Annotated in this window: 21 protein-coding genes; 9 read left to right on the forward strand and 12 right to left on the reverse strand. The window is 52.0% G+C overall.

Annotation, left to right across the window (positions count from 1 at the left end):
* Nucleotides 1-79: 79 nt before the first annotated feature.
* From R3187_RS16985 to cyaY, 10 genes are all read right to left on the reverse strand, one after another.
* Complete coding sequence (locus tag R3187_RS16985; RefSeq protein ID WP_318968251.1) at nucleotides 80-1,396, reverse strand: TonB family protein; 1,317 nt, start codon at nucleotides 1,394-1,396, stop codon at nucleotides 80-82.
* A 144-nt stretch (nucleotides 1,397-1,540) separates the two neighbouring features.
* Nucleotides 1,541-2,932: a Type 1 glutamine amidotransferase-like domain-containing protein gene (locus R3187_RS16990; RefSeq protein ID WP_318968252.1), complete on the reverse strand. Its 1,392-nt coding sequence runs from the start codon at nucleotides 2,930-2,932 to the stop codon at nucleotides 1,541-1,543.
* Between the two features lie 109 nt (nucleotides 2,933-3,041).
* Nucleotides 3,042-3,164 (reverse strand): hypothetical protein, encoded by a 123-nt coding sequence (locus R3187_RS16995; RefSeq protein ID WP_318968253.1) that lies wholly within the window; start codon nucleotides 3,162-3,164, stop codon nucleotides 3,042-3,044.
* Nucleotides 3,165-3,333: 169 nt separating this feature from the next.
* Complete coding sequence (locus R3187_RS17000; protein WP_318968254.1) at nucleotides 3,334-3,840, reverse strand: DNA-deoxyinosine glycosylase; 507 nt, start codon at nucleotides 3,838-3,840, stop codon at nucleotides 3,334-3,336.
* Nucleotides 3,840-4,919 (reverse strand): heme biosynthesis HemY N-terminal domain-containing protein, encoded by a 1,080-nt coding sequence (locus R3187_RS17005; RefSeq protein ID WP_318968255.1) that lies wholly within the window; start codon nucleotides 4,917-4,919, stop codon nucleotides 3,840-3,842. Before R3187_RS17005 ends, R3187_RS17000 begins: the two co-directional genes overlap by 1 nt.
* Nucleotides 4,916-6,046, reverse strand: coding sequence for a uroporphyrinogen-III C-methyltransferase (locus R3187_RS17010; RefSeq protein ID WP_318968256.1), 1,131 nt, complete (start codon nucleotides 6,044-6,046; stop codon nucleotides 4,916-4,918). Before R3187_RS17010 ends, R3187_RS17005 begins: the two co-directional genes overlap by 4 nt.
* Nucleotides 6,043-6,795, reverse strand: a complete 753-nt coding sequence (locus R3187_RS17015; protein WP_318968257.1) for a uroporphyrinogen-III synthase — start codon at nucleotides 6,793-6,795, stop codon at nucleotides 6,043-6,045. The genes R3187_RS17010 and R3187_RS17015 overlap by 4 nt, the downstream gene beginning before the upstream one ends.
* Entirely contained in the window at nucleotides 6,792-7,724 is a 933-nt protein-coding gene (gene hemC, locus R3187_RS17020) for a hydroxymethylbilane synthase (RefSeq protein WP_318968258.1), read from the reverse strand. The genes R3187_RS17015 and hemC overlap by 4 nt, the downstream gene beginning before the upstream one ends.
* Before the next feature lies 1 nt (nucleotide 7,725).
* Nucleotides 7,726-8,406 (reverse strand): alpha/beta hydrolase, encoded by a 681-nt coding sequence (locus R3187_RS17025; protein ID WP_318968259.1) that lies wholly within the window; start codon nucleotides 8,404-8,406, stop codon nucleotides 7,726-7,728.
* Nucleotides 8,406-8,741 carry an iron donor protein CyaY gene (gene cyaY / locus R3187_RS17030; protein WP_318968260.1) on the reverse strand — a complete coding sequence of 112 codons (336 nt, stop codon included), beginning with the start codon at nucleotides 8,739-8,741 and terminating at the stop codon, nucleotides 8,406-8,408. The genes R3187_RS17025 and cyaY overlap by 1 nt, the downstream gene beginning before the upstream one ends.
* 72 nt (nucleotides 8,742-8,813) lie before the next feature.
* Between cyaY and lptM the strand changes: the two genes are divergently transcribed.
* The 6 genes from lptM (at nucleotide 8,814) to R3187_RS17060 (ending at nucleotide 13,476) form a co-directional block, all read left to right on the forward strand.
* Nucleotides 8,814-9,026, forward strand: a complete 213-nt coding sequence (gene lptM, locus R3187_RS17035; protein WP_318968261.1) for an LPS translocon maturation chaperone LptM — start codon at nucleotides 8,814-8,816, stop codon at nucleotides 9,024-9,026.
* Nucleotides 9,013-10,269 (forward strand): diaminopimelate decarboxylase, encoded by a 1,257-nt coding sequence (gene lysA, locus R3187_RS17040; protein ID WP_318968262.1) that lies wholly within the window; start codon nucleotides 9,013-9,015, stop codon nucleotides 10,267-10,269. The genes lptM and lysA overlap by 14 nt, the downstream gene beginning before the upstream one ends.
* Before the next feature lie 13 nt (nucleotides 10,270-10,282).
* Complete coding sequence (dapF, locus tag R3187_RS17045; protein ID WP_318968263.1) at nucleotides 10,283-11,113, forward strand: diaminopimelate epimerase; 831 nt, start codon at nucleotides 10,283-10,285, stop codon at nucleotides 11,111-11,113.
* Entirely contained in the window at nucleotides 11,110-11,766 is a 657-nt protein-coding gene (locus R3187_RS17050; protein WP_318968264.1) for a DUF484 family protein, read from the forward strand. Before dapF ends, R3187_RS17050 begins: the two co-directional genes overlap by 4 nt.
* Nucleotides 11,753-12,700 (forward strand): tyrosine recombinase XerC, encoded by a 948-nt coding sequence (locus R3187_RS17055; RefSeq protein ID WP_318968265.1) that lies wholly within the window; start codon nucleotides 11,753-11,755, stop codon nucleotides 12,698-12,700. Before R3187_RS17050 ends, R3187_RS17055 begins: the two co-directional genes overlap by 14 nt.
* A 71-nt stretch (nucleotides 12,701-12,771) precedes the next feature.
* Nucleotides 12,772-13,476 (forward strand): HAD-IA family hydrolase, encoded by a 705-nt coding sequence (locus R3187_RS17060; RefSeq protein ID WP_318968266.1) that lies wholly within the window; start codon nucleotides 12,772-12,774, stop codon nucleotides 13,474-13,476.
* Here the strand turns inward: R3187_RS17060 and R3187_RS17065 are convergent.
* Together R3187_RS17065 and R3187_RS17070 are read right to left on the reverse strand one after the other, a co-directional pair.
* Nucleotides 13,473-13,847, reverse strand: coding sequence for a hypothetical protein (locus R3187_RS17065; protein WP_318968267.1), 375 nt, complete (start codon nucleotides 13,845-13,847; stop codon nucleotides 13,473-13,475). The two genes, R3187_RS17060 and R3187_RS17065, sit on opposite strands and share 4 nt — an antisense overlap.
* A 65-nt stretch (nucleotides 13,848-13,912) precedes the next feature.
* Entirely contained in the window at nucleotides 13,913-14,614 is a 702-nt protein-coding gene (locus R3187_RS17070) for a hypothetical protein (protein WP_318968268.1), read from the reverse strand.
* Between the two features lie 239 nt (nucleotides 14,615-14,853).
* On the opposite strand from R3187_RS17070, the gene uvrD reads away from it, so the two are divergent.
* The 3 genes from uvrD (at nucleotide 14,854) to R3187_RS17085 (ending at nucleotide 19,983) form a co-directional block, all read left to right on the forward strand.
* Nucleotides 14,854-17,025, forward strand: coding sequence for a DNA helicase II (gene uvrD, locus R3187_RS17075; RefSeq protein WP_318968269.1), 2,172 nt, complete (start codon nucleotides 14,854-14,856; stop codon nucleotides 17,023-17,025).
* Nucleotides 17,026-19,101, forward strand: coding sequence for a GNAT family N-acetyltransferase (locus R3187_RS17080; RefSeq protein WP_318968270.1), 2,076 nt, complete (start codon nucleotides 17,026-17,028; stop codon nucleotides 19,099-19,101).
* A gap of 84 nt (nucleotides 19,102-19,185) precedes the next feature.
* Nucleotides 19,186-19,983: a hypothetical protein gene (locus R3187_RS17085; RefSeq protein WP_318968271.1), complete on the forward strand. Its 798-nt coding sequence runs from the start codon at nucleotides 19,186-19,188 to the stop codon at nucleotides 19,981-19,983.
* Nucleotides 19,984-20,471: the final 488 nt, after the last annotated feature.

Consider the following 20,471-nt stretch of genomic DNA (forward strand, 5'->3'; position numbering starts at 1 on the left):
TTTGCTGCCCGGGCCTGATGCTATTTAATAAGCTTCAGACCCTTGGGCCAGCAATTAATTCCAATGGCGTAATAAGTTACTACATAAATTGCTTTTTCATTTCAGCTGCAGGCTTATAGTTTTTTGCTATTGCCTGCTCCAGCAACTTAATGCCCTGGTCACGTTGCCCTTCCAGAATTAACCGGGTACCAGTCCAGGCCATCACCTCGGCATCGTTCTGGCCCAGTAAATAGTCTTCCCACTGCTTGTCATAGGCCGCCATAATACGCTGCGCATCTTTGTTACCATTTTTTGCCGCTTGCTCCCACCAGAACTTACCAGACATTGCTTTGGAGGTTTCAATTGAAGGTGTTACAGAAACGCCTTTTGAACGAATGTCGCTTCTGCGATGCAACCGGTAAACCTCGGTCTCCACATTGCCTTTCAGTTTGAGACCCACTAAATCGGTGACTTCGCTGCGAGGCTCAAAATCGGTTTTAATCTGCTCGGTAATGGTGCCATCTGCAGCCACCCGCACCACGGCATAACCCCAGAAGCCATCGAAATCAGGCCGCAGCTCAGCGCGTTTTTGATAAATAGAGAAGTCAGCTGCTGTGGCCAGCGGCAACTCCGGGTTATACCAGAAGCTATTGTGACTTTGAATTTCAACCAGCGACAGTAGCATACCCAGCGCCAGCTGATGCTGTGGCGACCCTGCCACCGCGTAATCCCATAGATTATGTTCAGCGACAGTCTCTTCTACCGCTGAAACCTTAACACCACCGCTCAGAGAATAACTTAGTTGCACTTTCATTAAATGCTTTTGACCACTTGGCTGATACCGCCAACGCTTAACAGCCCGGATTGATGCCTTTTCAAATACTTTTTCCGGGTAAGCATCCAAGGTATCCACTGCTGTCACCTGACCTTGCTCGTCTACTAAGAATCGCAGATTAACGAACCCAAACTGGCCGTTTCTGGCAGCATTTACCGGATATTCGGGGTTAACCCTTTTGATAGGTTGTGGCAGACTGTCATCCCGCCGTTTATCCAAGTCTGTCGCCACAATTACCACTTTGCGTTTTAGCTGTTCAAAATGCTGATTTGCCTGCTCCAGTTGTAGTTCGGTGACATTTTTTATCTCACTTTGCAAAATCTCTTTTGCCTGGGGATGCTTCAATTCAGCCGCTAACATAAAATATGCCAGCGCTGCGCTCAGATCCTTTTCCTGCCCTTCACCCTGGTAGGCCATCGCCCCAAGATTAAATGCGGCAACGTCATTGCCCAGCGGTATTAACTCAGCAAATTGTTGTTTGGCTTCGGTATAATTTTTATCTTCGTACGCTTTTAATGCTTCCAGCATACCGGCCTGCGCTAAGCCACAACTGAACAGCGCCAGAAAAACCCATTTTTTCATTGTTAGTCCCTTTTAATTAAACTGCCGATACCTTAACCAATTAAAAGGGGAATGCAACCCTTGTTAGTTAAATGTTAGTTTGAATACACTGAATTTTAGCCTGTGACAGCTCAGGCAGGCACCATGCCCGCCTGAGCCAGAGACTTAGTATGGAATAGTCGGATTATAAAAATTACTGTTATTACCATTGATGCTTAGCCGGATGGGGCTGACCGCCGTGCTGTTATTCAGCAAGTTGTAGCTTTGGCCCGGTAACAGTTTATAGCGCAGTAAATTGTTAATAATAACCGGCTGACCGCAACTGGTTTGCTGGTACTGGGTCTGGCTGTCGGCCCGCAGTACATAAACTTCATGGCTGCCATCGACCACGCCATTACCGTCTGCAGTAATAAACAGCGACGTGGCTTCTGATACAGCCACTACCCGGCCACTGCTCCCCAGCCTGGCCTGAAACACCGCTGAGCGGCCCATCCGGTCGCGCTGTTTAAAGTGGGTGTCGGTAATAATGCCATTAAGCAGCGACAAGCCCAGGAAGTTACTGCTGATATTCACCGTTTCATGACAGAAATCGGTTACCGCTTCTGAGCTGATAGCGCCGAGCACACCATCCGGATCATAGATAAACTCGCCCAATACATGGTTGCCGGCAGAGGTACCGCCCACTGCGCCACCCTTGTTATACACATGCATCAAGGCATCCTGTACTTTGGTGCCCTGCCACTGATTCAGATAATCAGACTGATCACCCCCGGCGATAAATACAAATTCGGCACTGCGAATAGCCCAGTCAACATAATCACTGTTGGCTTTGGTCCGGGTATTTACAATCAGGGTTTCTACCGAGGCAGCGTTAGTTAAACCTTGCAGGTAGTCGTTATATGCTGCAGTGCCAGAGGTACGCAGCACCACTACATTGCCGCCCTGAATATGCGGGTTAATCCGGTTAGCAAACGCCGCATCAACGTCAGCACCGCCACCCATCAGTAGCAATGCCGGATTTGTCAGGCTGACACAGACATCATTAGCGCTACCCAGCAGCGTTGCGCTTAAGCCACCCGGTTTTGTCGGCCGGTTACCATAATTACAGTTCTCAGGCTCCGGTTCCGGTTCGGTGCCACCACCGCCAGCTGCGGCGCTAAAATTTACCGTTAGCTGGTAATTGCCGGTACCACTGTAACGGGTCACCTTGACATAATACGGCCCGGCCGGAGAGGCAACATAGCTGCCGGTTTCAGGGTTGGCACTACTCTGGCCTGATGCAATGTAGCTGCCGCTGGCCCGGTATAAAAACCAGTCAAAGTCATCGTTGTTATCATGGCTAAGGCTTACGGTAATATCACCGGTAGCGCTGGAATCAAAGTAAAACCAGTCCTGATCGGTGCGGCTGCCAATACTGGCCTGTACCGCTACGCCACTGCATAACAGGCCATTGGCGCCACTTTCGTTATTGTTGTTTTCGCTTTCTTGTAATAAACAGGCCTGCGCATTGCCACATAGCAATAGCGCCACGACGCCTAACAGACTTAGTGCTTTCATTTTTACTTCCTGCATTTTGATTTGTTATAGGAAATGGCCAACAGGCCAGGTTTCTTCGCACGGCCAAACGCCGGGCAAAAGATTTTGGAGCTAACTCAGAGGGGTGTGGCTATTCGTCGAACCACTCAGACAGGTGATAGTCGGTGGCACATTCATGCAAACAGTTATGCAGATTAGCCGGTTGGGCAACCGGCCACAGTAATTTACTGGTTCTGCATAACAGTTGTTTCATAAAATTGGCTTAGTACCATAGTTGTATGACTGTTCAATTACTATTCAATATTGTCCTGAATCAGCATGCTGTCAAGCATAAAACTGCTGCAGTTGTAAAAAAAGCCGACAGGTACCTAAGGCAGGAAAAGTGATAACTAAAACGCGGCAGAAATGTTGACGATGCGGTTTTAATTCAGAAAGGAGCGTATTTGTTGCCAGTGCAGCAGTTTATCGCTAAAGCTCAGGCTGGCATGCGCCGGGCTGGTAGAGGGTAGCTGAAGCAGCTGCAGGCTTTCGGGTAATGGCTGTTTATTTATCACCTGACGCCGAAAGCATTGCCAGGCTTTGCCACCATTAAAAGCGATAGCGCGAATTTCACTGTGCTGTTTAAAAAAAAGACCAAAATCATTTGCCTGTTCAGCACTGATGGCACTGTCCAGGCTACCCTGACGCTGACAGTAGCCAATAACATCCCACAGCGCGACACAACGGTTTTGCATAGCCTGCAGCCGGGCAGGATAACTGAGATCAGGGTCAAACCCCAGAATAGTTGCCATTAACGGCCAGAATGCATTGCGTGGATGAGCATAGTACTGCTGCTGTTGCAGCGATTTTGCGCCCGGCATACTGCCAAGAATTAGCAGCCTGGCATCCGGCCGGGCTACGGCCGTCAGACCTTGCAGCCTCTCAGCCATTAACCCAGCCCGGGTTGATACTGCCGGGCTTTCTGCCAGGCTTGCTTCGCCTGTTGCGGCTCACCTTCCTGCTCGGACAGATAGGCCAGCACCGCATACAGATAGCCGTTAGTTGGATGATCTCGCAGCCAGTGTTGTATTTGTTTGCGTAAACGCAAAACCGAATGGCCCAGCGGGATCTGCCGTAAATGTGGCCAAGCGGGTGCAATATCAGCCAGTGACAAAGCAGCGACCAGCCGTTTTTCTGCGGCATCTGTCTGGCCTGCGGCGGCTTCTGCCCAGGCTAACCCTAGGGCCGCAGCGGCAGATTTACGCTCTTTGGCAGGCAACGCCTGCCAGTAATCCTGTTGCTGATCAAAGCCTGCCTCAGTAGCTAAATAGTGGATGGCCTGCGGATAAATGGCAAAACGTTGCTGCTGCCAGCTGGCTTTATCAAACCAGTGGCCGTTTGCCGCCCGGCCCGCTGCGGCCAGAAGCTGCTGCCACTGCCCGGCTTGCTGCAATGCCCGCAGATACAGTTCAGCCAACGCCGGGTCGACTGGCTGCTGTTGCAACAAGGTGTCCAGCAGCCGTGCGGCCTGAGCGGCATTGCCCTGATGCAGCAATATATCGGCTTCCAGATACTGGCGGTCCGGGTCGTCCTCAGCCAACTCAGCAATTAAGCGGCTTGCCTTATCTGCATCGCCCGCATAAAACGCCGCATAAGCGGCCAGAAAACGTTTTTCGTGGTTAAAATCGCCGTCCTGCAGAGCAAGTTGCATCTGACTGGCTGCCTGTGGCCATTGGCGTCGGGTATAAGCACGTAAACCTTTGGCAAAAGCCAGACGGGCTTTGCGTTCCCGCCGCGAGCGGAAAAAGTTAAACGACACATGCTGCAGCCGCAGCAAGCGCTTCAGCAATTTGACCAGCAGCCACAGCACCACTAAACCGGCGATCAGCACGATTACAAACCCGAGTGCGGTCATCTCTATAACGTAGCCGGCAAGCACCAGTTTGATATAGCCCGGATTATTAGTAACCACCGGCCCGATGAACATTGCCAGCGCCAATACCGCGACCAGAATAAGCGCTTTGATCATAACTCAGTCTCCGCCATGCTTTGCAGATAGTCTTGCAACTGCGGGCCACTTTGCAGCGCCGGTAGTTGTTGCGGGCTGATATCAATAGCGGCCAGCGCCAGCAGCTGATCACTTAGCTGCTGCACTGCCGGCTCAGTTGGCTGAAAATAACGCTGTAACTGATCACTGGCTTGCTGTAGCGCACTGCGATACACCGCAGGCTCAGCCTCTAACGCTGCCAGTTGCGCCAGTAGCAATTGCTGATTAAGCGCAATCCGCACCATCAGCTGCTGTTCTTCACTTAAGCTGAAATAGTCTTCCGGTACCGCCACTCTGGCTGAAAATAGCCGCTGCAGACTGCTGTCCCAGTAATATTTTAACGTGCTGCGCCAGTTTTTCAGCTCGCCCTCTGGCGCCTGCACCGTGACGCTAAGCTCAGCTTGCTGTTGTTTCAACGGTAACGCCATGCTGGTTTTGCGCATTTGCGCAAGTTCGACATGGACAGCGCTCAGATCGGGGGTGTTTAATCCGGCCAGCGCAGCTAAATCGGTAACGATAGCCTGACGGACATTGATTAATGAAGCGTCATCCAGCTCGGCCAGTTGTTGCTGCGCTCGCTGCAATAGCAGGCGGGCGCTGTTGATATCCCGGTTTAGCCACAGGCTGTAATCAGCCCGCTTTAACAGAAACTGTACTTCAGCCAGTGCCCAGTGCCGTGGCGGCGCGCCGTCACTTTGCTGGACTAACTCGCGCACGGCCTGCATCTGCTGCTGCAGTTGTTGCTGCTGCCGCTGCTGCTCCGCTTTTAACTGCTGTTCGAACGCATTCAGGCTTTGCTGCTGGCTGCTCAGGCTTTGTTGCAACTGGCTCTGACTGCTGTTTAGCAGCTCGGCACTTTGCCGGTTAATATCCTGCTGTGCCTGTTGCAATTGCTGCTGTTGGTTTTGCATTTGCTGCCACTGTGGCCACAGCCAGTAGCCTGCAGCAGCCACCCCCGCTGCCAGCAACAGGGTTAATAGCAATGCCAGCACTGCTAACGCACGGCCAGCACCGGCAGGACGTTGTTCCTGTTCAGCAATTTGCTGTTTCAATTGCTCCAGTGGTGCTGCTGATTCTTCAGCCGGGGTTAACTCTGCCTGCTCGCTCATAACATTTCCTTTTTAAGCTGAATAATTTGCTGCAGCAAAGCCTGATCATTGGCATTTTCTGCCAGGCTTATCTGCTGCGGGCTAATACCAAGTGCCTGTGCCTGCTCCTGCATCCGCGGGCTTACCAGCAGCCAGTGCCGTTGTTTCAGCCAGGGCTGACCGGCTTCAGGGATCAAGCCGAACAACTGCTGCAAAATTTCGTTGCTGGTCGCTACAATACAACGTACCTGCTGTTGCTGCCACACTTGCCATAATTGCCCGCCATCCAGCGGCAGCGGCAGCCGCTTATAACTCTGTACATACTTAACGGTAGCACCGCGGGCCAGTAATTGCTGTTTAATCAGCTCACGGCCACTATTGCCACGCACCACCACCACCTGTTTACCTGCAACCTGTTGTAACTGCGGTAGCGCCAGCAGGCCCTCACTGCGCTGATCCTGCGGCACTATTACTTCGCGGCCGCTCCAGTGTTGCAGCAGCCCTCCAGTGGTACTGCCAACGGCAAATAAGTGGCCTGGCAGCTGCTCCGGGCTTATTTGCTGCTCCAGCGCATGTACCGCACTGACACTGACAAAAATAAGCAAATCAGCCTGCGTCAGCAAGTTGAGATCTTTTGTTTTTAATGTCACCTGTTGGGTGGTAATAACGGGCTGATAACTGTAGGCCACGCCAAGCTCATCCAGGCTGGCCAGCAAATTATCAGCTTTACCGGCCGGCCGGGTGATCAGAAAAGGCGTGGCTGGTGTCATGCGTTCGCCTGATATACCTGTTGCAAAATGGTACCTGCGCCCTGAGCCAGTAACTGCTCTGCTACCTGCAGACCAATCTGTTCAGCATCATCAGCTTTGCCGCTGTGACTGGCATGCAGGATCGTGCTGCCATCAAGCGAGCCTACCAGCCCCCGTAACTGTAGCTGCTCACCGTTAAGAGTAGCAAAAGCGCCAATTGGCACCTGACAGCCACCCTGCAGCCGGCGGTTCATTGCCCGCTCGGCCAGCACACATAACCTTGTAGACTGATGTTCCAGCGGCGCCAGCAGTTGTTGGATCACGGTATCATCGCTGCGGCATTCAATCCCGACCGCGCCCTGACCATTGGCCGGCAAACTCTGCTCAGGCTCAAGATAACTGGCAATCCGCGAGGCAAAACCTAAGCGGATTAACCCGGCCGAGGCCAGGATAATGGCGGCAAACTCGCCGTTATCCAGCTTAGCCAGCCGGGTATTAACGTTGCCGCGCAAGTCGCGCACTGTTAAATCAGGCCGCAGCGCTTTTAACTGACACTGGCGGCGCAAACTTGAGGTGCCTACCACAGCGCCCTGCGGCAGTTTATTTAATGATCTGAACTGGTTAGAGACAAACGCATCGCGCGGATCTTCGCGCTGGCAAATGGTTTGCAGCACCAACCCGTCCGGAAATGCCACCGGCACGTCTTTCATGCTGTGTACGGCAATATCGGCGCGGCCATCGAGCATCGCAGTTTCCAGCTCTTTAACAAACAAACCTTTACCGCCAATTTTCGCCAGCGGTGTATCGAGAATTTTATCGCCCTGGGTCGACATTGGCACCAGCACCACCTGAATATCCGGATGATGGCGGATTAATTCCGCTTTAACAAATTCAGCCTGCCACAACGCCAGCGCGCTTTTGCGGGTTGCGATACGAACAATCTGGCTCATCTCATGCTTCCTTTACAATCATCAAGCGGCGCTGCAAAAAGCTGCTGATATCGGCCACTTCCTGGGCACAGACACTGTGCTGCATCCGGTAATCCTGCCAGCTGACATTAAAACCAAGGTTTTTCAGGGCATGAAAGGCCTGCTGACCGGCAGCCATCGGCACGACCGGATCCTGACTGCCATGGCCAATAAATACCGGCGTTGCTTTGTTAACGGCGGTAGCTTCCTGAGCCAGTTTTTCAGGCGCGCACATATAAGTTGATAACGCCATCACCCCGGCCAGCTTATAGGGCAGGCGCGCCAGTAAATGAAGCGCTATTACCCCACCCTGGCTAAAGCCGGCCAGCACGATTTGCTCGCTGTTCAGGCCATCGGCGATTAATTTATCCAGCAGTTGCTGCACGGCTGCGGCAGATTCGCGCACCCCGGCCTCATCGGCCCGGTTACTTAAATCCATGGTTTTAATATCGTACCAGGCGCGCATTCGCATGCCCCCGTTCACGGTAACCGGCCGCTCCGGGGCATGCGGAAATAAAAACCGGATACCGGCGTCCGCCGGTAAACGCAGCTCGGGAACTATCGGCGCAAAGCCGTGACCGGAATCGCCCAGGCCATGCAGCCAGACAACTGCGGCCCTGACCGGGCCGTTTGGTTTTACATCAACAAAAGGGAGTAACGCCATTATTCTGTTCCAGATTGCTGTGGTGTCAGCACCACCGGACTACCCGCCTGTTTTGAGGCTGCATCTGACAACAACTGCCAGAACTCACTGCCAGTGCGGTTATCAATCCACTGCTGATTGCGCCATTCAAAGTGATGGCCATTAAACTTGGTCGCCAGCCAGAGCTGCTGCAGCGGCGGTTGTTTGTTAATAATAATCTTGCTTTGATCAGGAAAGGTTATCGACAACAAACCACCATTCGATTCATAGTCTAAATCAAGCTCCAGTTGTTCAATTGCCTCTTCTACCGCTAACAGGGTATTGTCGGTCAGTTGTTCATATTCTAAGTCATTCATCTGCGTCACCTGTTTGCTTTTATCGCTAAGGATGCGATTATAGAGCGTCAAGCCGTTAAAGAAATAGAAACCATGCAAACGAAGCGCATTTCATCCCAGTTTCTTTTGCCTGCCTGCTTATTGCTGGGCAGCATTATGCTAGCCGCCTGTGGTCAAAAAGGGCCTCTTACCTTACCACAAGCTGCACCAGAAGTGGCAGAGCCGGCAGCAGAAAAGCCTGCTCAGCCAGCTGATAATGAGCAGTTGCCGGGCGCCAGTGAGGAGCAAAACCGTGGACCACTTTAATTACCAACACGCTACCTTGCACGCCGAACAGGTAGATTTGACCGCCTTGGCGGCAGAGTTCGGCACGCCCTGCTACGTTTACTCCAAAGCAACCATTGAGCGTCATTATCAGGCCTTTGCCAGTGCCGCTGCGGCCCACCCGCACAGCCTGGTGTGCTATGCGGTAAAAGCCAATAGTAATCTGGCGGTACTGAATGTGCTGAGCAAACTCGGCAGTGGCTTTGATATTGTCTCGGGTGGTGAGCTGCGCCGGGTTATCGCCGCCGGCGGCGATCCGGCCAAAGTGGTATTTTCCGGGGTGGCAAAAACCGCTGATGATATGCGCTTTGCCCTGCAACTGGGGATTAAATGCTTTAACGTTGAATCAGAAGCTGAACTGGAGCTGCTGCAGCAGGTGGCCAGCAGTTTAAATATTAAGGCGCCGGTGTCGCTGCGGGTAAACCCGGATATTGATGCCAAAACCCACCCTTATATTTCCACTGGCTTAAAAGCCAATAAATTTGGGGTCGATATTTTAAAAGCACCGCAAATTTACCGCGCTGCCAGCGAGATGAGCCACCTGAAACTGGTCGGGGTGGATTGTCATATCGGCTCACAGCTGACCGAAACCCAGCCCTTTTTAGAGGCGCTGGAAAAATTGCTGAGCTTAATTGATGCGTTAAAGCAGGACGGCATTGAGCTAAGTCATATCGATATCGGCGGCGGCCTGGGCGTGACCTACGATAAAGAAACGCCGCCCGAGCCTTATGCCTACATCAGTAAAGTGGTTGAACGGCTGCAAAGCTACCCTCAGCTGGAACTGATTATGGAGCCCGGCCGGGCTATTATGGCCAATGCCGGCATTTTGCTGACTAAAGTCGAGTTTTTAAAACCCGGTCAGGAAAAGAACTTTGCCATTGTTGATGCAGCAATGAACGATTTAATCCGGCCGGCACTGTACAGTGCCTGGCAGAATATTGTGCCGGTTAAGCAGCAAAGTACAGCGGCCGCTAAACTGTATGATGTGGTTGGCCCGGTCTGCGAGACCGGTGATTTTCTGGGTAAAGACCGGATGCTGGCCATTGCCCAGGGCGACTTGCTGGCCGTGCGCTCGGCCGGTGCCTATGGCTTTACCATGAGCTCCAATTACAACAGCCGGCCGCGGGTGGCCGAAGTGATGGTAGCGGGCGACCGCTGCCACTTAATCCGGGCCCGCGAACAATGGCAGGATTTGTGGCGCGGTGAACAGCTGCTTAGCGAATAGTGATAAGGCTTTGATGATAATTAATTTTTCTAAAATGCATGGCCTGGGCAATGACTTCGTGATGGTTGACAGTGTCAGTCAGAACTTATTTCTTACCAAAGAGCAAATTCGCCAGCTGGCTGACCGGAACTTCGGTATTGGCTTTGATCAGCTGTTGATGGTAGAACCACCTTATGATCCGGAGCTGGATTTTCATTACCGGATTTTTAATGCCGATGGCACTGAGGTGGAGCAATGTGGCAATGGCGCCCGCTGCTTTGCCAAGTTTGTCCGTCACCGCGGTCTGACCAATAAAAGTAAAATTCAGGTTAGTACCAAGTCGGGCAAAATTACCTTGTATGTGGAACAGGATGGCCAGGTTACCGTTAATATGGGCATCCCCCAGCTCGACCCGGCACTGGTGCCGTTTAAAGCGCAGAAGCAGGAAGCAACTTATATTATGCGGGCCGGCGAGCATACGGTATTGTGCGGTGTGGCCTCGATGGGGAACCCGCATGCCGTGCTGGAAGTAGACGATATTGCCACGGCTAATGTAGCAGAACTGGGTCCGCTGCTGGAAGGGCATGAACGCTTTCCGCAAAAGGCCAATATCGGCTTTATGCAGGTGCTGTCGTCGCAGCATATTAAACTGCGGGTTTGGGAGCGTGGGGCTGGTGAAACCCTGGCCTGCGGCACCGGCGCCTGTGCGGCTGTGGTGATTGGTCAGCTGCAGAAAAAACTGGGGCCCCAGGTGCAGGTAGACTTGCCCGGTGGTACCTTACATATTCGCTGGAATGGGCCGGGCCAGGTTGTAAAAATGACCGGCCCGGCTGAACACGTATTTGATGGACAACTTTCGTTATGAATGACAACCTGGCTCAGGATAAAGAAGCGATTGCCGCCTCGGTGGTACTGGATTATCTGCAGGATCACCCGGAATTTTTCCAGCAGTATCCGCAACTGCTGCAACAAATGCGCCTGCCCCATCAGCAACGAGGCAGCGTGTCACTGGTAGAACGCCAGCTGGAATTGCAGCGCACTAAAATTGCTGCGCTGGAAGATGATATTACCCGTTTAATGTCAGTCGCCCGTCAGAATGAACATATTTTTCATGCGCTGAATACCCTGCACTTAAGTCTATTGCATAAACCCAGCCTGGACGATGCGGAACAGGCGCTGCAGCAGTTTGCCCAAAGTATGCCCCAGGTGCATGCCTGCCGGCTTATTTGCCTGCAGCCCGACAGCAGTGCCATCAGCCAGTATCAGCTGCTGGTATCCCGCCGTTTAAGCAGCGACAAGGTGTATCTGGGCCGGTTAAATAAAGAGGAACAACAGCCGTTATTCGGCGAGTCCATTCATTCCGTTGCCCTGTTGCAGATTGGCAGTGGCCCGGGCCTGGCGTTGCTGGCCTTTGGCAGCGAGCAGGATGATCACTTTCAACCAGGCATGGACCGGCTGTTTATCCGCCATCTGGCCGAACTGCTGTTGCTGGTATTACCCGGCCATGCCAACAGCTGAGCCACGCTGGCAACGTGATCTGGAACAGTATCTGAGCTACCTGCGCTTTGAGCGCGGTTATGCCAGCCGGACCTTACAAACTTATCGCCAGCAGCTGAGCCTGTTCGCGTCCAGCCAGAGTGATCAGGCCTCAGCCACCGAGCCAACCGAGTTCAGCTGGCACAACCAAACCGAAAGCAGCTTACAAACTTATCTGGCCAACGGCCGGCGCCGCGGCCTCAGTGCCCGCAGCCTGGCGCTGACGGTGGCTGCGCTGCGCGGCTTATACCGCTATCTGCAGCAACAACAGCATGTTAGCGACAATCCGGCTCAGTACCTGACCGTTCCCAAACCCAAAGCGAGACTGCCGAAAAACCTTGATATCGATACTTTGCAGCATTTGCTCAGCTTTGACAGCAGCAGTGATGTGCTGGCGTGCCGCGATAAAGCCATGCTGGAGTTGTTTTATTCATCCGGCCTGCGCCTGGCAGAATTAGTCGGCAGCAATATTAATGATATTGACTGGCATGAAAAGTTAATCCGGGTGCGCGGCAAAGGCAGCAAAGAGCGGCAAATTCCGGTTGGCTCGGTAGCATTAACGGCGTTGCAGCACTGGCTTAGTCAGCGCCATTTATTGCTGGGTGAGGCCACACCGCAAGCCGATCAGCAGGCGCTGTTTTTAAGTAAGCAGCAGCAACGTATTTCCGCGCGTCAGGTACGGCAGCGGGTTAACCACTGGGCCAAAGTGCAGGGCCTGGGCCAGCAGCTGCACCCGCATATGCTGCGTCACTCTTTTGCCAGCCACGTGCTGCAATCAAGCTCAGATCTGCGCGCCGTGCAGGACTTACTGGGTCATGCTAATCTTAGTACCACCCAGGTTTACACCCATCTTGATTTTCAGCATCTGGCAGCGGTGTATGACAATGCCCACCCGAGGGCCCGGAAAAAACCATGACTATCTGTTTGGCGTAAGTGAGTAATAACTGCAATCATAATTCAGGTTAACTTTAATGTCGGAAATTCAACATGCAGATATTTAAAGCGCTGGCGCCTGTCCAGGCATTATCTTTTGATTTAGACGACACCCTGTACGACAACTCGCCGGTTATCGCGGCGGCTGAACAGGCTATGCTGACAGCGCTGTTCGAACTTGCGCCACAGAGCAACCAGACCGACAGCGACTTCTGGTGGCAGCACCGCTTAAAGCTGGCCAAACTAGAGCCGGAAATTCGGCATGATATTGGCCGCTGGCGACTGCTGGGTATTGAGGCCGGGCTGGTCGAGCTGGGCTTAGCGCGCAAAGAGGCTAAAAAGGTGGCGCAACAGGGCTATGATGCTTTTCTCGACGCCCGCACCCGGATTACCGTGACGCCTGACATCACCGAATTGCTAGCCAAACTGGCCAGCCAGTACCGGTTAATTGCCATAACCAATGGCAATGCCTGTATTAATAAGATGGGAGTTGGCGAGTTATTTCAGTTCAGCCTGCAGGCCGGGCCGGCCGGTAAAATGAAACCCTATCCGGATATGTTTCAGCTGGCGGCAGAGCGGCTGCAGCTGACACCTGCGCAAATACTGCATATTGGCGACAGTCACCGCGCCGATGTGATGGGGGCCTTAGCCGCTGGCTGCCAGGCAGCCTGGCTCGATCACCACCAGCAACCGGTAAGTATCTTGCCGCATATCCGGCTAACCGATGTGCGGCAGTTAGGGGCTTTAATTACAGCTTAACTGGCTGCCTTGGCTGATGACCTGAAACCGGCAACTACCCAGACAATAATTAAGTAGATAAGGACCGGCGGCACTACCGCTAAAAATAGCGCTGAGGTTATAGTGGTTGTTTTAGATTGCTGCACCTGATTTAACTGCTGCTGATATCGCTCAGCTAATAGCGCTGGGCTGTGCCCGTTAAGATGGTGTGTAATTGAGCCTGCCAGGGTGCCATCCGGTTCCGGCTGTGCTTCCATTCGCTGTACCGCTGCAGTAAGTTCCACAATGCGTTCATCCGCAAAACTAAGGTCCGAATGAGCTGCAAATGCCAGATAGCCGACCCACCCAACAACGATAATACAATAAATCCGCTGCCAACCATTTAACCGCATACTATTTCCCTAATTTCACACCAGAAAGTGTTTTAACACGCAAATAGCCGTTGAGCAACAAATAATCAAATTAATGAAACCTGACAGTTGATATAAAAATCGATAACCGGTTTAGAATTATGCAGGCCATTCAACCTGCAATAAGGCTTTCCAGCAATTTCAGTGGTTTGCCAGCTTAATTCTGGTAGCAGACTCGGTAGTACTGCTACAGCACAATCGGAAACACTGCCGCCATTAACTAGCTTAGTTGCGCTAATAAACGGCTTATTTTTAATTAACCCAACCGGAATAGTCAGGCTGTGTCGTTCAGCCAATTTATTGGCAATAACGTCTACCTCGCCCGCAGCTGAAATTCGCAGGTCATAACTTAAATAAACGCTGGTGCTGTCAACACGCTCAGGGTAATTCACTGTTATGCGTTTAACCTGGCGATTAACCTCAACTGCATTCTCAGAGTAGCCAACTGTGAAATCGACAGGGTTAAGCCAAATCGATTTGGGTTTAAACAAATCTGCCAGCGGTTGCCAGAAAGGATCATTAGTTTTGGTATGCAACATTTGCATCGCGGCATTCAGTTGACCCAGTCTGGTGCTATCGAAAGTATGTTCAATAGCCAGCAACTCATTACTATCCTGGCAGCTGTCCGGCACTGCATCGGCAAACCGCTTAAGTGCCATATCAGGTGGCAGTTCAATGCTTAGCTGCTTATGTGCCGTGCCAGTTACCGGTTGATCCTCACCGCCGATCGCCAGCGATAGTAAAACCACCGCTATAGCAACCATCCTCACAAGACTTACAATCAATTTATATGGCATGTTGTCGTTCTAATGCTTGTTTTTTAAGCAAAAGATAATCTGTTCCTGAATTAAATACCAGTCTTTTCTGCGGACAAAAAGGCAATAAGCACTCCAGACACTGGTTATTTATCCACTAAAATCTGTTGCTTTACTTGGCGCTTACCGCAGGGCTGTTATAATGGCCGCAAATGGTTTACTGAGATGTGCTGATGGATGTATCCAACCTGCTGGATGGCTTAAACGATAAACAACGTGACGCGGTGGCTGCGCCGGCGCAGCATATGCTGATTTTAGCCGGTGCCGGTAGTGGTAAAACCCGGGTACTGGTGCATCGTTTAGCCTGGTTAATGCAGGTGGAAACCGTCGCACCCTATAGTTTGCTGGCAGTGACCTTTACCAATAAAGCGGCGCAGGAAATGCGCGGCCGGATTGAAAGTACTATCGGTGTCAGCTTAAACAACCTGTGGATGGGTACCTTTCACGGCTTGTCACACCGGATGCTGCGGGCGCATTATCAGCAGGCTGGTTTGCCACAGGGCTTTCAGATCATCGATTCAGACGATCAGTACCGGCTGGTGAAGCGGGTTCTCAAAGCCCTCAACCTGGATGAAAAGCACTGGCCAGCCAAACAAATTCAGTGGTTTATTAATGGCCGTAAAGACGATGGTCAGCGCCCGGGCATGATTGATGCCGGCGGCGATTTCAGCCTGCAACAGATGGTAAAAATTTACGCCGCTTATCAGGAAATGTGTGACCGGGCAGGTTTAGTCGACTTTGCCGAAATTCTGCTACGCAGCTTTGAGCTGCTAAAAAACCATGCCGATGTACGCGGCCATTATCAGCAGCGCTTTCGCCATATTCTGGTAGACGAGTTTCAGGATACTAACGCTATTCAGTATAACTGGCTGCGGCTACTGGCAGGTACTGCAGCCAAGGTGATGATTGTTGGTGATGATGATCAGTCAATTTACGGCTGGCGCGGCGCAAGGGTAGAGAATATTCAGCAGTTTTTGCGTGATTTTGACGGCGCAGAAACTATCCGGCTTGAACAAAACTACCGCTCTACCGCCACTATTCTAAAAGCCGCCAACGCCGTGATAGCCAATAACAGTGGCCGGCTCGGTAAAGACTTATGGACTGACGGCAGCGACGGCGAAACCATTTCACTTTATACCGCCTTTAACGAACTGGACGAAGCCCGCTTTATTGTCAGCCGTATTCGCAGCTGGCATAACCAGGGCGGCAGCCTGACCGAAAGTGCTATTTTGTATCGGAATAATGCCCAGTCTCGGGTGCTGGAAGAAGCCCTTATTCAGGAAGGCCTGCATTATCGTATTTATGGCGGTTTACGCTTTTATGAGCGGCAGGAAATTAAAGATGCGCTGGCATATTTACGCCTGATCAGCAACAGGCAGGATGATGCGGCGATGGAGCGGATTATTAATACCCCGGCCCGCGGCATTGGCGATACCACGATGAATAAGGTGCGACTGCACGCCCGCAGCGAGCAGCAAACCCTGTGGCAGGCGCTGCAGCAGATGTTACAGCAAAAGCAACTCAGTGGCCGCGCCGCCAATGCCATTGAACAGTTTATGCAATTAATTGACACTCTGGAGCAGGAGCTGACCGACTTACCGCTGTTTGAGCAGGCCGAGCATATTATTAAACAATCGGGTTTATATGCGATGTACCAGGCCGAGAAAGGCGAGAAGGCCCAGACCCGAATCGAAAACTTAAATGAGCTGGTCACGGCCTGTCAGAACTTTAACAGCAACACCGTAGAAGATATGACGCCACTGGCCGCGTTTTTATCACAGGCCGCGCTGGAAGCCGGTGATTATCAGGCCGAAGAGCATTCAGACGCGGTACAATTAATGACCCTGCACAGCGCCAAAGGGCTGGAGTTTCCGCTGGTATTTATCTGTGGTCTGGAAGAAGGCATGTTTCCCAGCCAGCAAAGCGGTGATGATCCTACCCGGCTTGAGGAAGAGCGGCGGCTTTGTTATGTCGGCATGACCCGGGCTATGCAAAAGCTTTACTTATGTCATGCGGAAAGCCGCCGTTTATATGGTCAGGAGCAATACCATAAAGCGTCACGCTTTATCCGCGAAATTCCGGCTGAATACCTTGAAGAAATTCGTTTAACCACCCAGGTAAGCCGGCCCGCCCAGACTGGCCGCTTTGGTAATGCCGCCAGTCATGTTGCCTTTGAAAACACCGGTTTTAAGCTTGGCCAGCGGGTATTGCACGATAAATTTGGTGAAGGCACGGTGCTTAATTACGAAGGCGTAGGGGCGCAGTCGCGTATTCAGGTGAATTTTGACCAGCTTGGCAGCAAATGGCTGATGACAGCCTATGCCCGGCTGCAGGCTGCCGGCTAAATGCCGCTGACGGCCTGTTTGCAGCCACTGCTGGCACAAGCTGCTGCGCGCCGGGTCCGTTTACCGGTGTTATTGCAAGGCAAGCAAGCGGACCTGCTAAGCCAGTGTCAGCAGCTTATTGCCAGCACTAAGCCGCAAAAGCTGTACTGGCTCGGTGAACAGCCGCCTGTCGCGGCAACCCAACTTAGCGCCGGCAGTAACTATCAGCTACTGGGCAGCGAATGCGATATGCTGGTTATCAATGCTTGTGCCGGTTTTAATGCCGATTTAGTCGCAGCCACTGCCGGCTGTGTCCGCGCCGGTGGCTTATGGCTGTTGCTGGCACCTGAGGATGAAAATTGGTGCCGCCAGCCAAATCCGGCACATGCTGCACTGCTACCCTATCCGCTGGACCCACAGCAGCATAAGGGACAGTTTATCCGGTTCTGGTTAGCCAGGCTGGCTGAATGTCAGATCCTAAAACTAACCCTGATTAATAATCAACTAAGCGTCGCTCAGCACTTATCATTACCGGAATATACAACGCCTGTTGAAGTTGCAACGCTTTATGCCAGCACTGAGCAGCAACAGGCTGTAACAGCCATTTTAAAAGTGGTGTCAGGCCATCGGAAACGGCCACTGGTATTAGTCGCTGATCGTGGCCGCGGTAAATCTGCTGCCCTTGGCCTGGCAGCAGCATTGCTGGCAAAGCAGGGTAAAACACGACTGGCTATTACTGCTGCCAGCCCGAATGCGGCGGCGACTGCCATAAAGCATTGTCAGAGCCAGCTGGCAGATACCGCTGGCCTGCGCTTTGTGCCGGTTGATAGCTTGCTGCAGCAAAAGCCTGAACTGGATTTGTTGCTGATTGACGAGGCCGCGGCCCTGCCAACAGCCGTGTTAAAGCAACTGGCCGATAACTACAGCCGGATAGTATTTGCGACGACAGAACATGGCTACGAAGGCACCGGTCGTGGCTTTCAGCTGCGCTTTCAACGCTACCTTGAGCAAACCCAGCCTGGCTGGAAGCGGCTTGAGTTGAAACAACCTGTCCGCTATCAGCTGGATGATCCGCTGGAACAGCTTATTTTCAGCAGCTTTCTGCTACGCCAGCCGGAAACAGAACCGCTGTATCAACCAGACCAGTCATTGCAACTGCGTTTCTATCAGCACAATGACTGGCTGGCAGCTTCTGAGCAGCTGGCAGCCGTATTTCACCTGCTGAGCCTGGCGCATTATCAGACCCAGGTGAAAGATCTGGCGGCGCTGCTTGATAATCCGAGCTTAACTATTGCCGCCCTTTATCAGGAGGACCAGTTATTAGCCTGCGCTTTGCTAAGCAAAGAAGGGGAGCTGGAGCCTGAGCTTTGTCAGCTGATTTATCAGGGCAGCCGCCGGGTGCAAGGCCATTTACTGGCACAAAGCCTGGCGTTTCATCTGGCCCGGCCGCAACTTGCCAGTCAGCGGCTGGTACGAATAATGCGAATTGCAGTGACTCCGCACTTGCAGCGCCTTGGCTTAGGCAGTCAGTTACTGCATGACATTGCACACTCACTGTCACAACAAAGCCTCGGCTTAGTGGGCACCAGTTTTGGCGTCAGCCCGGCGCTGCTGGCGTTCTGGCAGGCGGCAGGTTTTATCCCGGTGCGATTAAGCCATTTTGTTGATAACGCCAGTAGCGAACCTTCGGTACTGATGCTCAAGCCGCTGAATGACAGTGAACATGAAGTAGTACAGCAACTGCAACAACAAGCCGGTAGCGAGTTATACCATTGCCTGCATGAGTATCCGGCCAACTTAAGCTTCAACGTCATCAGCAAATTAATATTGCCGCCGGCAGTACAGTTAACGCACGCCGATATTGAACAACTGCAGTTATTCGCTGCCGGTAAGCGCCCCTATCAGCTTGTCGCCGGCCTGCTGTTAAACTGGTTTAATTTGAATTATCAGCAGCTGGAGCCGCAGGCTGCCAGTGTACTGGCAGCGCGTTTATGGCAAAAACAACCCTGGCAGACTATCAGCCAGCGCTTTGGCCTGTCAGGAAAAGCGGGCTGTATTAAACTGATGCAACAACAAATTAATAGCCGCAACCTTTAGTACATCCTGGAAGTACTGTTTTAAACGCCGGAAAAGTGCTACTGTGCGGCGTTTTTATTAGAATCTTAACGATCAATCAACTCTATGACGATGATAGCGCCTTTTCTTTTTAGCCTGGCTGTAAGCAGTACAGCGGGATACAGCCAGAGCGAATTACGCACCCTGCAATATGCGGTTAACAGCCATGTGTATAGCCAGGCTCTGGAACAATTTTATCAGCACTGTATCACCCTCGATCCAGAGCAATATATGATTAAAAAGCCTGATAACAGCCGGCTTAACAGCTTATTAAAACAACAGTTGCAGCTCGAACCTGAACAATTTGTCAGTAGTGTAGCGGCAAACCCTAAATTGCGGCAGCGGGCCCCCGACGATATTGTGTTAACTGATTGTATTGATCATGCCAGCTATCAAAAAGTATTAGATAAGTATGAACTTGAATTGTTTGCGCTGGAAATTGCCACGCCGGTCAAAGTTAACAGTCAGACCACGGAAAGCCAGCGTAAACAGCAGCTTAAATTAAAAGTAAAAAAAGCGACAGAGTTATTAGAGCGTAGCAAAGCGATAGCGATGGTCAGCATTGTTGACCGCAACAGCCTGAGCACTCTGGAGCAAAGCAATTTTTTACATCCTGATTATAAAGGCCGTTATATCTACCGGGTAGACCAGGGCTGGCGCAATATTCCCGCCAGATATATGGGCATGCAAAGTTACCTGACTGAAAAACAGTTTGCTGCAAGTCCCAAAACCTCGCTGCTTTTGCTGGACCAGCATAATCAGTTTCTTAAGGTTTTCGATGAAGCGGATGCCAAAGTTTATCTTAACCTGTTAGGTAAACCAGAATGGCATTTCGATAATCAGGGCAACCTGCAGCGCAGATAAAACCTCTCAATCTCCAAATCCCCCTCAATCCCCCTTTTGCAAAGGGGGAGGTTATCCAACACGCAGTAGTATCATGGCGACAAATTCGTCAGGAGCGTTTTCACTCGCAACATCCTTGTCGCTCACCTAAGGCAGCGGGGTAGTGCAAAACGGCTTTCCTGCCGCTTTGTGGACTGCACGATATTTGTTTAGCGACCTCAAAGGTAGCGTAGCGATATAAACTTATTAACAAGTTCGGAGCTAGAAAATAGCATGGCGACAAATTCGTCAGGAACGAATTTGGACTGCCGCAGGCAGGCCCGAAGGGCGAAACACACGGAAGTGTTTCGCAATGCCACCAGCGAAGCGCTGTGGTTGAGACGCGCCCGGAAATAGCGAAGACATGGAGCTATTTCAGTGTCGAAAGCGAGGCCCCGGGACGGCCGAGCCGGCAAGGCGTGCCATGAATGGTACGCGGCGTGGGTATCGGCGGTGTACTACATTGCTCA

It is taken from the genome of Arsukibacterium sp. (assembly GCF_033721375.1).
GTDB lineage: Bacteria > Pseudomonadota > Gammaproteobacteria > Enterobacterales > Alteromonadaceae > Alishewanella.